This is a genomic window from Sphingobacterium sp. MYb388, assembly GCF_037479535.1.
GTDB classification, from domain to species: domain Bacteria; phylum Bacteroidota; class Bacteroidia; order Sphingobacteriales; family Sphingobacteriaceae; genus Sphingobacterium; species Sphingobacterium anhuiense.
The window spans coordinates 83,699-100,373 of the sequence record NZ_JBBGYV010000007.1 but is presented as its reverse complement, the minus strand read 5'-3'; the positions used below and the strand labels follow the sequence as shown (position 1 = coordinate 100,373).

At 40.4% G+C, this 16,675-nt stretch carries 13 protein-coding genes; 4 read left to right on the top strand and 9 right to left on the bottom strand.

What is annotated here, in order from left to right; genetic code table 11:
• Positions 1–3: 3 nt before the first annotated feature.
• From pdeM to WH188_RS19695, 4 genes are read right to left on the bottom strand one after another with little or no spacing between them, the layout of a single operon-like run.
• A complete protein-coding gene (gene pdeM / locus WH188_RS19710; protein ID WP_339424574.1) occupies positions 4–666 on the bottom strand; it encodes a ligase-associated DNA damage response endonuclease PdeM in 663 nt (220 codons plus the stop codon).
• A gap of 1 nt (position 667) precedes the next feature.
• Positions 668–3,148, bottom strand: coding sequence for a ligase-associated DNA damage response DEXH box helicase (locus WH188_RS19705; RefSeq protein WP_339424573.1), 2,481 nt, complete (start codon positions 3,146–3,148; stop codon positions 668–670).
• Positions 3,145–4,743: an ATP-dependent DNA ligase gene (locus tag WH188_RS19700; RefSeq protein WP_339424572.1), complete on the bottom strand. Its 1,599-nt coding sequence runs from the start codon at positions 4,741–4,743 to the stop codon at positions 3,145–3,147. The genes WH188_RS19705 and WH188_RS19700 overlap by 4 nt, the downstream gene beginning before the upstream one ends.
• Positions 4,740–5,756: a ligase-associated DNA damage response exonuclease gene (locus WH188_RS19695; protein ID WP_339424571.1), complete on the bottom strand. Its 1,017-nt coding sequence runs from the start codon at positions 5,754–5,756 to the stop codon at positions 4,740–4,742. The genes WH188_RS19700 and WH188_RS19695 overlap by 4 nt, the downstream gene beginning before the upstream one ends.
• Positions 5,757–5,882: 126 nt before the next feature.
• Between WH188_RS19695 and WH188_RS19690 the strand changes: the two genes are divergently transcribed.
• The 4 genes from WH188_RS19690 to WH188_RS19675 all read left to right on the top strand — a co-directional run bounded on the left by WH188_RS19690 (position 5,883) and on the right by WH188_RS19675 (position 10,634).
• Positions 5,883–6,668, top strand: a complete 786-nt coding sequence (locus WH188_RS19690) for an N-formylglutamate amidohydrolase (RefSeq protein ID WP_021191141.1) — start codon at positions 5,883–5,885, stop codon at positions 6,666–6,668.
• The gene (locus WH188_RS19685) at positions 6,655–8,493 is read left to right on the top strand and encodes a flavohemoglobin expression-modulating QEGLA motif protein (protein WP_339424570.1); all 1,839 of its coding nucleotides are present in this window, start codon (positions 6,655–6,657) and stop codon (positions 8,491–8,493) included. The genes WH188_RS19690 and WH188_RS19685 overlap by 14 nt, the downstream gene beginning before the upstream one ends.
• 14 nt (positions 8,494–8,507) lie before the next feature.
• A complete protein-coding gene (locus tag WH188_RS19680) occupies positions 8,508–9,506 on the top strand; it encodes an ATP-grasp domain-containing protein (protein WP_339424569.1) in 999 nt (332 codons plus the stop codon).
• Between the two features lie 168 nt (positions 9,507–9,674).
• Positions 9,675–10,634 carry a helix-turn-helix transcriptional regulator gene (locus WH188_RS19675; RefSeq protein ID WP_207898407.1) on the top strand — a complete coding sequence of 320 codons (960 nt, stop codon included), beginning with the start codon at positions 9,675–9,677 and terminating at the stop codon, positions 10,632–10,634.
• A gap of 52 nt (positions 10,635–10,686) precedes the next feature.
• Here WH188_RS19675 and WH188_RS19670 read toward each other — a convergent pair whose 3' ends face one another.
• The 5 genes from WH188_RS19670 to WH188_RS19650 all read right to left on the bottom strand — a co-directional run bounded on the left by WH188_RS19670 (position 10,687) and on the right by WH188_RS19650 (position 16,668).
• Positions 10,687–11,157 (bottom strand): DinB family protein, encoded by a 471-nt coding sequence (locus tag WH188_RS19670; RefSeq protein ID WP_132840384.1) that lies wholly within the window; start codon positions 11,155–11,157, stop codon positions 10,687–10,689.
• Positions 11,158–11,227: 70 nt separating this feature from the next.
• Positions 11,228–12,766: a SulP family inorganic anion transporter gene (locus tag WH188_RS19665; protein ID WP_339424568.1), complete on the bottom strand. Its 1,539-nt coding sequence runs from the start codon at positions 12,764–12,766 to the stop codon at positions 11,228–11,230.
• Between the two features lie 159 nt (positions 12,767–12,925).
• Positions 12,926–13,786, bottom strand: coding sequence for a glycerophosphodiester phosphodiesterase family protein (locus tag WH188_RS19660; RefSeq protein ID WP_339424567.1), 861 nt, complete (start codon positions 13,784–13,786; stop codon positions 12,926–12,928).
• A 1-nt stretch (position 13,787) separates the two neighbouring features.
• Complete coding sequence (locus WH188_RS19655; RefSeq protein WP_339424566.1) at positions 13,788–14,984, bottom strand: metallophosphoesterase family protein; 1,197 nt, start codon at positions 14,982–14,984, stop codon at positions 13,788–13,790.
• 31 nt (positions 14,985–15,015) lie between these two features.
• Positions 15,016–16,668: a SusD/RagB family nutrient-binding outer membrane lipoprotein gene (locus WH188_RS19650; RefSeq protein WP_339424565.1), complete on the bottom strand. Its 1,653-nt coding sequence runs from the start codon at positions 16,666–16,668 to the stop codon at positions 15,016–15,018.
• Positions 16,669–16,675 lie beyond the last annotated feature (7 nt).

Sequence of the window (16,675 nt, the reverse complement as noted above, 5' to 3'; positions counted from 1 at the left end):
TATTCAAATTTCAGCTCTGCGTGTTCCCATTGGGAGTACACGTTGAGCTGTTATCGCAAAAACTTCCTGTTCTTTAGTAACTTCGATTAGAGACAATCCTGTAAACAAACTAAAAGCAGGTAAAAGTGCCGCCGTATCATCAAAGACAAAACAAGGTAATTTTATCCGTTGTCGGGCCTTCCCTTTTAACAAGATACCTGGATGTATATGTCCTGAAAATATAAACTTTCCCCGATCTGGTGCATCTTTTCTATTATGAACAAAACAAAACTCACCCAGTTCATAGTAATCTGAAAACAGTTTTATGGCGAGTTCCTCATAGAATAGAACGGATAATCTTTCATGATTTCCCTTCACTAGAATAATCTCTAATGATGCATACTTCTTTCTCCATTCACGAAATGTTTCCAGATCCAGATTATGATCGTGATGAAACATATCACCTGTTACCAATAAGGTTTTGGGATTATAAACTTCCAATAGTTTATCCAGGCGCAGCATATCGGTATCGGACACCTGTTTAGGAATCTGTAATCCCTCCTTCCTAAAATGTCCGGATTTACCTAAATGAATATCACTGATGACCAGCATGTGATATTCCGGTATATAGAGAGCCCGGTCTTTATCCATGATGATCGTTTTTCCTCTTTTTATAATTCTGTACATCTTAATCCAAGTTTTTAAACACTGCGGCCTTCATCTTTTCAATTCGTGCTTCGAGTTCTTCAGAACTCATGCTCTCCCGCATACTATCCACTTTGATCGGGAAAGAAAATGGAGTAAAACGCTCTGCCCACTTTAAAACGATGGTACTTTGCTGTATTCTATTCAGCGCATGCAACAAACGTGGCTCTTCGAGCTGATAATGAAAGTTTTCATCATAAGCCTGACGCAATAAGAGATTTTTGGGATCATAGGATTCAAAAACATCAAAGAACAAAGCGGAAGAAGATTGAATCTGCTTATTCTTTAAATATTTACCGGGATAACCCTGAAATACCAGTCCCGAAATACAGGCAATATCTCTAAACTTTCTCTTTGCCATCTCCGTGGCATTGATACTGGCACTGATATCTGCGCTTAGGTTATCGGGAGAAAAAACGTCATAGACAATAGCATCATCCATCGGTATTTCTTGATCACTCAGCAATTCAAAACCATAATCATTCATCGCTATTGAAAAAGTAATAGGTATCAATCTGGAAATTCGGTAGGCTATAAGTGCTGCCATAACCTCGTGTACCAATCGTCCTTCAAATGGATAAGCAAAAAGATGATATCCTTCTTTCGTATGTATTAATTCTACTAGAAACTCATCCGCCCTAGGTACATGTGTAATCGATTCCTGCAATTCGAATAAGGGTTTCATCACCTTAAGCTCTTCCTCTTCATGTTCTCCGATCAATACCTGACTGTATTTCTGACGCAGGATAGCACCTAAATTAGAACTCAAGAGCAATCTGCCCCCCAGCCAGCTTGGTGTTATGGTTTTTTTATGCTGACTTCTTTTAACAAGCACAAGCATATCTCTGACCATTACAAACTCCAAACTTCTACCTGCGAGATTAAAACGGTCACCCGGTTTTAGTTTTGACACAAAATACTCTTCAACCATACCCACATAACCTCCGGTCATAAATTTAACCTTGAGCATAGCATCGCTCACAATAGTACCTATATGCAAGCGGTGACGCATTGCGATCTGCCTATTGGTTACTTTCCATAAGCCATCTGTTTCGTCGAACACCACTTTGTGAAATTCAGGATAAGCCTGCAGACTTGAGCCTCCTTGTGTAATAAACTGCATACACCAGTCAAACTCTTCAGCCAGCAATTCAGAAAAGGCATAGGTATTCTTAACCTCCTCAAAAATTATTTTATTATCAAATCCATTTCCTACAGCTAAAGTTACCAAGTATTGCAACAAAACATCAAAAGGCAAGATAAAAGGTTCTCTACTTTCAATCTGCTGTGTTTTAGCCGCTGTTTTAATCGCAGCGACTTCTAGCAGTTCGAGCGCATGGGTCGGCATAAAATAGATCTTTGACGTTTCAAAGGGTGAGTGTCCACTTCTTCCGGCACGTTGTAAAAAACGTGCTACACCCTTTGGTGACCCTACTTGCACCACAGTATCAACCGGTTTAAAATCCACGCCCAAATCAAGAGATGAGGTACAGATCACAACTTTCAATACTCCCGTGTGCAATGCTTCTTCAATCCAGTTGCGTAATTCATAATCTATCGAACCATGATGTATCGCCATCTGACCCGCAAAATCGGGATGGATCTTCAGTAAATGCTGAAACCAGATCTCTGCCTGACTTCGGGTGTTCGTGAAAACCAAGGTCGTTTTGCTCTTTTTGATAACAGGAACTAATTTATCGGCCAATTTTATCCCCAGATGCCCGGCCCAAGGTAACATTTCGATGGTATCAGGGATAATTGATTGAATCTGGATCTTCTTTTCAGTTGCTGCTTTTACAATTATTTTCAACACTTGATGATCAGGTTGCAAAACCGCTAAAGCCTCTTCGAGGTTACCGATTGTCGCCGAAATTCCCCAGATGCGAAGCGTCCTGTTTTCCCTAAAACTTACCATACCTTTGATTCGGGATAGCGCCAGCTCAACCATGACACCTCTTTTAGTGCCTAATAATTCATGCCATTCATCTGCAACTATGCAGGTTAGATCATCAAAGATATTATCGTTATTTTTCTGAGCCAGAAGTAAATGTAAGCTTTCTGGTGTGATCAATAATACTTGTGGCATGGCTCGTTTTTGTTTCTGCTTTTCAGATACTGAAGTATCGCCGTTCCGCACGCCGACCCTCCAGTCAACATCAAGCTGAAATAAAGCTTCTTCCATCGCACGTGCCAGATCTTTTGCCAATGAACGTAATGGTGTGATCCAGATTACACGTAAGCCCAATTTCCCTTTTCTTTTACTTCCATTGCCCTCCTCATTCAGATAAGCAATGATGGGTGCCAGAAAGACAGAATAGGTTTTACCAAATCCGGTAGGTGCGTTGACTAAACCACTATATCCCTCCAAGTAAGATGCCCATGTCTCTTCTTGAAAGGGAAATGGTTTTCTTTTCCGGGTTTTCAACCATTTCACAACTTTTTGATAGCCTACCGTTTTTTTCATCTTTCACTATCCCTCATAGTTGATTCTAATAGTATCTGCAGATCTTCCAGCGTATTGATGTCATCTACTTTTTTATCTCTTCTCCAGCGCACAATTCGGGGAAAACGTAGCGCAAGCCCTGCTTTATGACGCTTACTGACTGCTATTCCTTCAAAAGCAATCTCAAATACCAGTTCTGGTTTTACAGTCCGTACAGGGCCAAATTTCTCTATGGCATTTTTGACCACAAAACTATTGACCTCCTTAATCTCTTTATCCGTCAAACCTGAATAAGCTTTCGCGATCGTAATAAACTGATCTCCGTCGCGTACTGCAAAAGTATAGTCTGTAAAAAAATTAGCTCTTCTCCCGCTTCCTTTTTGCGCATAAATCATCACCACATCTATGGTAAAAGGTTCTATTTTCCATTTCCACCAATCTCCTCTCTTTCTACCGCTATGATACAAAGAATCCTGACGTTTCAGCATAATGCCTTCACTATTCAGTTCGCGAGACTTTTTCCGTTCTACAACTAAATTTTCCCAAGAATCAAAAGGAACAATCGGAGCCGTCAAAATTGTCTCCGCTATTGGCAATAACTTGTCGAGCACAGCCCTTCTTTTATGGAGCGGTTCAGCTCTATAATCCATACCGCCATATTCCAATACATCATAGGCATAGAAGGCGACAGGAGCCTCATCCAGTTGTTTTTTATTGATTGTTTTTCTATTAAGCCGTTGCTGTAACGTACTAAACGATAATACTTCGCCTTCACGTACAGCCAATATTTCACCATCGATTACGGTACCGTTTGGCAGACCAGATAAAGCAACGTGCAATTCTGGAAACTGGTCTGTTACCAGTTCTTCCCCACGTGACCAGATAAATAATTCATCATTCCGCTTAATAATCTGCCCTCTGATGCCATCCCATTTCCACTCTGCCTGCCAATTATCCACCGATCCTAACTCATGGACAGGCACATCGATCGGATATGCCAGACAAAAAGGATAAGGCCAGGAACTATCAGTATTAACATGCAAACCACCTATCAAGTCACCAAAAGAAATTTTCTCAGGATCCCATTTTCCCATAATGCTATGCGTAATGTGATTGGTATCCAGACCTGATAATTTTGCGAGCGCATGAATTAAATTTTTAGATGAGATACCAATACGAAAATTGCCTGATATCAGCTTATTAAACACAAATCTTTCTTGCGTACTCAGCTTTTCCCAAGCGTTGAAAACAAATTCCTTTTTATCTTCATTGCTACTATCCGACAAGTTCTTCAACGCCAATATCCATTGATGCAATGGAATATCGGATGTGGATGTAGAAGGAGGCAAAAGCAAAGCAATCGTTTCACTCAAGTCGCCAACATTGTGATAACTTTCGACAAACAACCAGGTGGGTAATCCAGTGATCTCGGTGATCCACTCTTTCAACAAGTTGGTACTGATCGTTCTTTTAGGCTTCTTGCCCGTAAACAAAGCAATAACCCAAATTTTATCGGCGTCCTCCGCTTCAGAAAAATAGTCAACCAAAGCAGTTAATTTATCATTAGTTTTATTACTCTGTTCGAGTCTGGAAATTAAACGGCTAAACTTTCTCAAAGATCACCCCCTTTCTCCGCTACCGCTTCTTCATCCTCAATGCCAAATTGTGTTGTCACGGCTTCAGCTGGTATTCCCTGCTCGGTCAAATAGCGGGAAAAGACCGATGTAAAACCATGCGTTACATAAACCTTTTCAGCTTCAGTTGCTTTTATGGCCGTGATCAATCCATTCCAATCGGCATGATCGCTCAGTGCAAATCCCGCATCAGCGCTCTGCCATCTTCGATGCGAACGCACCTGCATCCATCCTGAACAGATACCAACAGCAGCACCCTGCAAACTTTTGATCCACTTGCTATCTCGCATGACCGGCGGAACGATTAAAATACCCCCTTGTAGCTCATCCCTGCTCATATCCGCTGTTATTGTTTTGTAGGGAGGCAATGTAACTCCGGCCTGTTCAATAGCTACATTGAGTCGACCAATACTATTATGCACGTAGATCGGCAGATATCCTGCTAGGTTATGCAATAAACGCTGCGCTTTCCCTAAGCTGTAAGCAATAAGCACGGTCGTTTTATTATTTTCTTTATTTTGTACTGCCCAATGCTTGATATCGTCAAATAGGACATCTTGAGGCAACCAGTTGTATACAGGAAGTCCAAATGTACTTTCAGAAACAAACGTATGGCATTTAATCGGTTCAAAAGCCGTACTGATGCCATCAAATTCCACTTTATAATCTCCAGAAATTACACAGATTTCACCTTTATATTCAAGACGAACCTGTGCAGAGCCAATCACATGTCCAGCAGGATGAAAAGAAATCTGAACACCATTTCTAACAATTTTCTCCCCATATGCCATTGATGCGACAACCAGATCCTCGCTTATACGACATTTGATAATCGCTTTTGTCAAATGGTGGCACAGATAGTATTTATTTCCCCAGCGCACGTGGTCTGCATGACCATGCGTAGTTACAGCATAGTCTACCGGCAACCAGGGGTCCACGTAAAAATCACCTTGTTTACAATAAATACCGCGATTAGTAAAAGTTATCAATCCCATATATTTCTAATAACAAGCATGCCACGAATTAGTTTACATCGCATATTGATGAGCAACTATTCAAACTATTTGTCCACGAAATTGTTTACTAGATATACGATCTACTTAATTTAAGCAAAGAATAATATGGAAATAGAATATGTATTGGAAGAAAAAGGTGGACCAGTTCTAGCGTTAGCTATACATGATGGACATCAGATTGCCCCACAACTATCACCTATCATGAGTCTTTCAGAATCCGAACGATTACGAGAGGAGGATCCTTACACGGGTATGCTGACAGATCTAGATACTAATCGGTTGATTATTAAAACCTCCAGATTCCAAGTAGACCTTAATAGACCTATTCAAGATTCCGTATATCTACGCCCTGATCAAGCATGGGGGCTTAATGTATGGAAGCAACCTCCTACTAAGACAATCTTAGCACAACTCAAACAATCGTATCATTATATTCAAAAAGTTCTTTCGGGCATGATTGAAAAAAGTATTCAGCAAAATGGGTATTTTATTATTTATGATATCCATAGTTACAATGCTAAACGATCTGGTCCTGATGAAACAGTCGACACCTACGCAAATCCAGAGATAAATATTGGAACGATCAACAATAAAGGTATTTGGAGGCCTTTGATCGACTCATTTGTAAAATACTTGAAAGAACACAATATAAATGAAAACCAGATCGACGTACGTGAGAACGTCAAATTTTCAGGTGGTTATCTTTCCAAATGGGTTACCAGTAAATATGGTCAGAAAGGATGTGTACTTTCTATTGAGTTTCGTAAAGACTTTATGAATGAATGGACAGGAACTCCTAATCTTGATCATATCGAGTCATTAAAAAAACTATTACGGTCTTCTGTATCGTATATCAAAAACAGCTACCAAAGTCACTATGGATCAAAGTAAAGCGATTACGAAAGCAGTTACATCCATCATACAAAAAGAGCCCGTTCATATACAGTTTTCGAAAGATAGTAAACTTGTTCTCAAACGCATCATTCCGCTACTTTTGGTTTACCGGATCCCTGTAGAAGGCAAAGATCAGATGATATCCACTTTGGTTAAATCGGAGTCTTGTTCTTTAGTAGGCAAATCAACAGATCTGGATTTCAATGCGGTGATCACGCCAATAATAAGACAGCTTATAGATGAATTTGGTGCATGTCAATTGATCGAAATCTGGCAGGATAAAGAGATGGATACAGACGTCGCCATCCATATTTCACAGAAATCAGCACTTCCTATTGCTCAAAAATTTATCAAAGATTTAGAATCGGATGAACAGAATATGTTCTTGTCTACTGCTATAAAAAAAGATACAAAGTCACCAAAAAATAGAGATATAACTCCTATTATCAATCCATTGGCAGAGGAATTTAAACAATTACTTTACATGGGTATTGCACTGAAACCGCATTATAATGATGTCACAACTGGAAAGGTATATCCGCTCATTCTGCGCAATTATAGGGAAATATTTACAAAAAGTTTACGCAAGAGTTTTCTTGAATTTATCAGACTATATACATCATTAAAGGTATCACAGTTCAGGATGCTCAAGACAACTGAACTGCAACCCCTTATTATGGAAATCGATCAGAATTTAGCTTCTGAAAGTCAGAAATTCGACTTTTTGCTCTTAGTCAGTCCTTTAAATACCCGTGAAGCATGGTTACAATTTAAGAAAGATAAATTTTTAAAATCACCAAAATTTAGATATAGACCCATGCCAATAGATCCGGAGTTGGTGAAACGCAATCTTTATAATCTACGTATTGAAGATATTGATGATCCGACTATCGCTTATCTTTTTAGAGATAAACGTAAGGAACTTGATGCTATGATGACCATGCTGATTGATCGTGGCAATGAAGGCTTTATGCACGGGAGCCTCCAAGTATTCGGAAATGTCAATGACAATTTACTGGAAACCGCAAAGGCTATTCTATTGGTATACGAACAACACAGCAAGAAGCCGGCACCTCCAAAAAAAATGATCAATGCAACCGAATTCGCCAAATTGGCAAAGGAAGAGCTTCATTATCTCAGACAACAATTTCCTTCACTGGAGACCGGCGTCCGGATCCGCGAAGATATCACAGGCATCATGGTCAACCGAGGTGTGTTGAACATCAGCAAATATTATGAGGTTGAAGCGAGCAGAGCCATTGCCCTCATACAGCATGAAGTAGGTACCCACATTGTCACCTATTTCAATGGTAAGTCACAGCCATTTAAACTGTTCAGCTTGGGTGTACCTGGCTATGAGCAATTGCAGGAAGGACTTGCTGTATTCTCCGAATACATGGTCAACGAGCTTAGCGGAGACCGTCTGCGGATTATAGCTGCCCGTGTAGTGGCTGTACACCATATGCTAGCAGGACATAATTTCAGCGATACCTTCTTCTTATTGGTAGATCATTATCATTTTACAGAAGAAATAGCCTTCCATATCTGCACCCGAGTATACCGCGGTGGCGGCTTAACAAAAGATGCTCTCTATCTAAAAGGCCTCATGAGCATCATTACCTATATCCGTGAGGGAAGAGAGCTCTCTCCTTTGCTCATTGGTAAAATCCGGGAAGACTATATCCCCATTGTTGAAGAATTAACACAAAGAGGATTATTAAACAATCCGATCCTAAAACCACGCTATCTGGCAGAACCTTATTTACAGAACTTAGAAAAAATCAAATCAGGAGACAATATTTTCAACCTTTCAAATCATTAAAAGCACTTTCCTATATGAAAATCGCATTCATCATCAATCAGACACACAAAGAAAAGGCTAGCTTCACAACAACATTGTTAGCCTACAAAGCGCTCCTACGTGGCCACTCCGTCTATTATATCGGTCTTGCTGATTTTGTTTACCTGGATCAGGATAAAATAGCCGCTCATGCCCGTGCTGTACATCAGATCGATGGTATAGCAGATACCGAACAATTGATTGATAAATTACGGTCTACCGCCAAGGAAAAAATTTCGTTACGGGAGCTAGATATTATTTGGTTGCGATTTGACCCTGTTCTTGACATGATCAATAGGCCTTGGGCAGCATCTATGGGATTGCAGTTTGCTCAGCTCGCACAAAATCTAGGTGTCCAAGTACTTAATAATCCACGCGCTCTCGTTGATGCGGAAAATAAACTGTACCTCGAAAACTTTCCCGAAGAAATACGCCCTCGTACTATCGTAACACGTAGTTACGATGACGTGAAGCGATTTTTTGAAGAGCAAAACAATAAAATTATCCTGAAACCTTTAAAGGGTTCGGGGGGAAAAAATGTCTTTCTTGTCAATGAGCAAGAAAGTAAAAACCTCAAACAGATTGTTGAGGTGATCTGTCGCGACGGTTATTTAATCGCTCAGGAATATTTGCCCGATGCACAATATGGCGATATCCGTTTTTTCCTACTCAATGGGAAACCCCTGCTCGTTAATGGTAAATACGCTAGTGTGCACAGAGTACAATCAGCGGGAGAATTGAGGAGCAATATCCACCAGGGAGCCAAAGCCCAAGTTGCTGAGATCAGTCCCGCACTACTGCAAATGGTACAGAAAGTGGCCGACAAACTGATGCAGGACGGGATGTATTTCGTAGGACTGGATATTATCGGTGACAAAATAATGGAAATCAACGTTTTTAGTCCTGGCGCACTGCTACAGGCATCAGAACTTAATGGTGAAGATTATGCTACTGCTATCATCAAGGATCTGGAAGAAACAACAATCAAAAAATAAGGTAGCACAGCATTCCTATTGAAACAAGGCATCACACGTGATGCCTTGTTTTTTCAATAGGATGTGTACCAAAACGTTTGAATAAATTTATCCCTTTCAATCGTTGTCTTCAAAAATTATTCTATATCTTAAACCCATATTTAATAGCATTCAGAAGAAAACATCACAGTGGAACAGCTCAATCGATTTGATCGCATACTAGCAATATTAATTCAACTTCAATCCAAAAAAACGGTCAAAGCACAAGAATTAGCAAGCCGTTTTGAAGTCAGTTTACGGACCATCTACCGTGACGTTAGAAGCCTGACTGCGGCAGGCATTCCAATCATTGGTGAAGCAGGATTAGGTTACGAACTGGTTGAGGGTTATAAGATTCCTCCAATGATGTTCACAAAAGCAGAAATCACGAGTTTTGTAGCCGCTGAGAAGCTGGTGTTTAAATTTATCGATAAGGAAATGAAAGATCATTTCTCTTCGGCCATCTATAAGCTGAAGGCGATTATACGGAGTTCCGATAAGGATTGGATGGAAACTATTGATAAACATGTGGTCATGAAATCTATTTCGCATAATCAGCTGAGCTCAGCACTTCCCAATACTTTGACGACTCTATTTCAATGCATCGCCCAGAAAAATGTATTGGAAATTAGCTATCAGGCTACCTATCAGCAAGAACCTAGCATACGTGACATAGAGCCCATCGGTGTGTTTCATGAAAGTAATTACTGGTACATCTATGCTTTCTGTTTGGTAAGAAACGATTATAGACAATTCCGTACAGATCGCATCTCTAACATTAGAATATTGGATCAATTACAATTTAAACAACATCCTGATCTTGAACAATATCTCGCAGAACGAGAAAAGGAAGCCAATTTTACGCGCGTAGTACTTCATGTCGATCCACAATTTGCGCATTATCTACATTGGGAACGTAAATATTTTGGTTTTAAAAAAGAAAGCCTGAATGATGGTATGGTCGAAATGGTATTTGATGTCAAAAATGCTGACATGGGATTCGCACGCTGGTATATGATGTTCGGTGACCGTGCAGACATTATTAGCCCCCAATCTTTAAAAGACACGGTAAGGTCCTTACTGAAATCTCAGGCAGAACGACTGGCATAAAAAAACCTCCAGAGAGCAGCTTGCTCCTTGGAGGTCGTAAGTTTTAGCGGTATTAACGCTCCCAAAAGAATGGCGGCTCAATCCCCAAACTTCTCAGATAAACATATCCTTGCGCTCGGTGATGAATCTCATTATCGATAAAATATAAAATATTTTCAATGACAGGAAACTCATATTGACCGAACAAATTAAATGTCTCGTGAAAATTTTCTTCTTTAAGTTGCGCCCATAATTGCTTAAGCTCTTCCGTATGCTGATCCCACACTTCTAAAATGGCGGCCTTGCTTGTATACTTATTTGCTTCAGCATATGCTTCCACCTGTCTATTGACTATGCCCGTTAAACCGGGAACAGCAATCGATATCAGTTCATTTGCCAATTCACCAAATGTACGCATACCCGGCACAGCATAAGTGAAAAGCTCTGCTTCAGGAAACTTCTCGATCGTCCTTCTAGTCAGGTTTCTATGACCTAACCAATGTTTCAATAATTCTTCTTTGGTAATAACTGCTGCTGTATTCATATCGCTTTATTTTTAATTGATAAATCAAAATTACAAGCAATAGTGACAGCCTATTGTCAGCAGTAAAAAATTATTTTGGCATTACTTTATAAGTCGGATCATTTTCAGAAGCCTCAATCTCTACCGGACTGTTTGCTTTCCTCATGATGGCTTTACAATCCTCGCTCAGATGGCGTAAGCGAAGTGTTTTAGATTGACTCTGATATTTATATCCAAGTTTATTAACGGCATCTATAGCGCTCATATCTGTAATCTTACTTTCCTTAAAATCAACGATCACAAGATCAGGGTCTTCATTGACTTCAAATTTCTCTAAAAATCCAGCTACTGACCCAAAAAATAGCGGACCATAAATTTCATACACCTTATTTCCGGCTTCATCAATCGTTTTTCGCGCTCGAATACGTTTTGCATTATCCCAAGCAAATACAAGTGCCGAAATCACCACACCGACCAGTACAGCTAAAGCCAAGTTGTGCAACACAATCGTAATTAGTGCGACAAGCATACCGACGATTACATCAGACTTCGGCATCTTAGTGATAATACGGAAAGAAATCCATTGAAAAGTTCCTATAGCCACCACCATCATTACCCCCACTAAAGCAGCCATCGGTATCTGTTCAATAAAAGGAGAAGCAATCAGGATGATCGTCAATATTGTGAGGGCACCGATAATACCGGAAAGTCGTGAACGGGACCCTGCATTAATATTAACTAGCGTTTGTGCCACCATAGCACAGCCTCCCATCCCTCCAAAAAATCCATTTACCAGATTCGCCGTTCCCTGCGCCATAGCTTCTTTATTAGCGTTTCCTTTCGTATTTGTCAGTTCATCGACCATTGATAGGGTCAAAAGCGACTCAATCATCCCCACCGAGCCCATAACCAGCGCAAATGGAAAGATAATAGTTATTGTCTCCCAAGTAAAGGGTACAGAAGGAATATGAAATGCCGGTAAGTTACCCTTAACAGAAGCGATATCGCCCACTGTTTTGGTATCGATCTTAAAAATATACACGAGCAAGAAGGTGGCCAATATGGCTACTAATGATGCTGGAATCGCTTTAGAAATCTTAGGGAATAGATAGACCACTAATGCTGCAAATAAAGTAAGCCCTAACATAATATAGGCTGAAGCACCCGATAACCAATGTGTTACTCCTGAAGAATCTACAGTCTTAAACTGCTCGACCTGAGACATAAAGATAATTACAGCTAAACCATTAAGAAAGCCATACATCACGGGTTGTGGAATCAGTCGGACGAACTTCCCAAATTTGAAAGCTCCTACCATAAACTGTAAAATACCTGCCAGTACAACAGTAGCAAACAAATATTCGACTCCATGCATGCTGATCAACGCGATGAGTGTGACGACAGTTGCTCCTGCACCGCCAGAAATCATTCCCGGTCTCCCACCCAAAATAGCTGTGACCAAGCCCATTATAAACGCGGCATAGAGACCCGTCAAAGGAGAAAGACCAGCTAGTATAGCAAATGACAATGATTCTGGAATCATGGTCATCGCCACAGTCAATCCTGCCAAAATCTCTACTCTATAGTTTATTTTACCGTGTGGATTTAAATATCGAAGTATTGCGCTCATTGAACTTATTTTTTGCAAAAATACACAAGCATCCGCAGATCCTTGTGTATTTTATATTCTTTTTCATTAGCATTGAAACTGCAACAAGAGCATGATGCATTTGAATCAAAAAATAATAGCGCAAATGATTAGCTGTTAAATCGCATCCTACGAAAATCTTTACTGACGATGCTTTCCAGAAAGCATATTTTTACAGAGAGATGGATTATCCGTCTGTATAATCCTAACATAAGGGTATTTTTTCAGGAAGATCTCGTAAACAGTACTTCCTTCACGAAGAGCTTTTTCATCTGTATCGCCCAACGTATTCATCCACAAAATAACACCCTGATCTTTAAGCTTTACTAATTCATTATAATTATCGAAAGACTCATCAATATGAACAATGGAAGTCCGTTTGGATTTTAGTATCTCATGCAGATCCTTCATACTCCGTGCACGAGGAAAAAGAGTGATACGAGGATTGAGCTTATAAAACTTTTCGATAAGTCGGTTATCGTATAAAAAGAACAGAACTTCATCTTCCATATTTTCTGCAGCAATCAATTCAAAAGTTTTTGCCACATACTTTTCGTTTTCTTCCTTAAAATCTATATCCAATATTATTTTACCTCTACATAAGCGTAGTACTTCCCTAAGCGTTGGAATATGGTTGTTAGAGGCAGCACCTGCTGTAGTATCCCGTAAATACAAGGTTTGTATTTCAGCATAGGTCAGCTGACTCACTTTTCCTTTACCTGTTGTTGTGCGATCTACCGTTCCATCATGCATCAAGATCAACACACCATCTTTGGTACTGCGAATATCGATTTCAACAACAGAAACTCCTAACCTGATCGCCTCCAAAATGGAGGCGATTGAATTCTCAGGAAATTCCTTATGTGCCCCCCGGTGAGCAGCAATATGCTGTTCTTTTTCCGACAGCTTGGTCAGCAAACGATCAGATTGACCATAAGCAACTGAAAACAAAATACTTGAAACGATTAACAGAACCCGAAAAATAGTTAATACATGTATCATGTTATTTGTGAGTTAGTTCAAATGAGTCAAATAATTGTCCATTCAGTTTATAACTTGAAAAGAAAAGTTTACTGTCCGTAACCCGAATAACTTGGTAGAGCTGCGTCTGCGCACCTGACACTTCCATCCAACGTTCCGAATCAGAACCGTACATCTTTGGCCCTGCTACAGAAAGGAGATATACCGGACGAACTTTACCAGCTGTTCCTCGTGCATAGGTATGATCATGTCCCTGCAAAACCAAGTCTACGCCATATTTTTCAAAAATAGGTCTAAAACGTTCTCGAAGAATGGTATTGTCTCTATTCTTTGCTGTTGAATAAACCGGATGGTGCATAACCACAATATTCCATTTGGCTTTTGAAGATGCCAAAACCTCCGTTAACCATTGTTCCTGTTTTTTAGCAGCAATAGAATCTAGCATGATCAATTGCGAATTTAAAGAGATCATGCGCACATCCTGATAATCTAAATAATACACCGCATCTTGCATATCCGCAGGTCCATTTCTAGGAAGGTTAAAATGCTTTTTCCAGTGCGGATCTAAGACCAGCTGCTCCAAAGAGTCTCTGCGGTATTCGTGATTGCCTGGTGTGGGTACAGCAGGTATCATCTGATGGATAAATCCAGCTCCTTCATGCCATTCCCCCCATTCGCTATCGTTGTTTGAACGGTTTATCAAATCGCCAGCATGGACAATAAAACGTGCATTAGGCTCCTGTTGAAAAGCTTTTCTAATAGATCGGGACCATTTCGAGCGTAAATCATTCTGCGCATCGCCCAGGTAAATAAATGAAAAATCACCCTTTACATCAGCCGTACGAAACTGATTCCACGCACTCCAATTCGTGCCATCCCCTACGCGATAGGTGTAGATTGTACCAGGCTTTAGGCCTTGAAACGAAACCTGTCCATAGTTATCAGCAGTCTGACCTTCAATTTTCAATGGGCTCGTTACACCCATTACTGTCTGTGCAGATTTTTCCAAATCAGGGCTACTCTGCTCCTCTACAACCTGCCCCACAGCTTTAGTCGCAGAACCATTTATCCGCCAACTTACAGATTGTGTCGTTGACGGATTATCTGACCAAGTCAACGTGATACGATCAGGATATAGGCCTCGATCGCTCTGTTGTGCTGTTCCTGTATATAGGGCACAGCACAGACTCAAGGATAAAATTAAATTCTTTAAAATCATTTTCATCAATATTAATGGTGTACATATAAAATTACCATGGCTTATTCGTTCCTTGTAGCAACCAAGATTTAGACCATGCACTATTTTCATTATCTGCTTGTGAGTAGGCCGTTTTTTCAATTCTAGCCAATGCTTCTGTTGCATTTTTTTGATTCACACTCATTTCATTCTGCATGTATGGAATACGTAATGGTAATTGAGAACGAATCGCAGCAGGACCAGCTTTCAATTGCGGATAGCCCGTCCTTCTGTAGTCAAACCAAGCCTGCGTTGCTGTTGACCAGTTAGAAATCCATTTCTGCTCCATAATCTGTGCTTGGGTGTTATTAAAGGCGACACCAGGCTGTTGGATATATACGTTATACGCATCTTCTTTGCCCCAGGTAGCGAGCGAATTGCGTACGCCCTGCTCATAATAGGCCTTTGCAGACTCTGGCAATGCCCATCCCTTCCATGCCGCTTCAGCTAATATAAAACTCACTTCAGATGCCGACAGTAGTCGAGCTTTCAGTATTCCCCCCTTAGCTGCTTTATAGCTATCATTGAGGTAAGAAACATGCGGATTCACCGACGTTTGTCCAGGGCTCGGATTGAGATTATAAGCCGATGGATTTTTAGAACCACTGGGTGGTAACCCTACATATTGAGCATCCACATCCACCGCAATACCTTTCACCACATCGGGCGAAACAATGCGTACACCGTTCACAATTTTATCAGTTCCACTTGGTTCAGTCGTACGAACCTCAATCGGGATTTCCACCTTTTTGGCCCAAACTGCAATGCGTGGATCATGAAGAGCTTGCAAGCGATCAACAAGTGTTGCACACATTTTCATCCGGCGAAAATTACTCCCACTTGCATCATAAACGGTATTCGAAGGCCAAGAATCTGATGCATTATTTCCCATAAAACTCATCAAAACCTCATCTTCTGCAGATGTAATTATGGGGAAATCAGCCGGATGAGCTAGCATATTTTCTATTCCTTGCTTAGCAAATGTATTTTCTTTTTCAGCGATTCGCATGTAGTAACGCAACGCCAATGAGTTCGCAAAACGACGCCATTTTGCGACATTACCCACAAAATAGATATCTGCACTTGCCAAAACATCATAACGGCCATTTGGTTTTGAAAATAGGGTATTTGCCTGTTTCAGTTCTTCAATTATTCCTTTGTAGATCACGTCTTGTCGATCAAACTTTGGGAAGTTGTACTGCACTCCGCCCTGTTCAGCTTTCAACGCATCGGTATAAGGGGCATCGCCCCACAAATCTGTGATCAAGCCAAACAGATAAGCGCGCATGACCAGTGAAACTCCATGATGAAAATCAAGCCCCAGTTCTTCAGACCGGCGACGCATCAATTCATTATCGCGTAAGAATCCATAATAAGCATCCCAACTTAATATCCCCCCAGTCCACTCATAATCATTGTGCGAATCAAACCAGGCATCCAGTTGGGTGTATTGAACTACACCACCTAGATCAGTAAAACTGAGATCATTATATTTACTTCCTACACCAGCAAGTATAGTAGGTAAAAGTAAATTTGGATTTGCGTCTTCCTCACTAACACCATTGGGATTGATATTGATTTCCGTGAGATCTTTACAGCTCCACAAGCAAAAACTTATGGCGGATACAAATAATGCTATTTTTATAATTTTAAAATAATTGTTCATTGTTGGC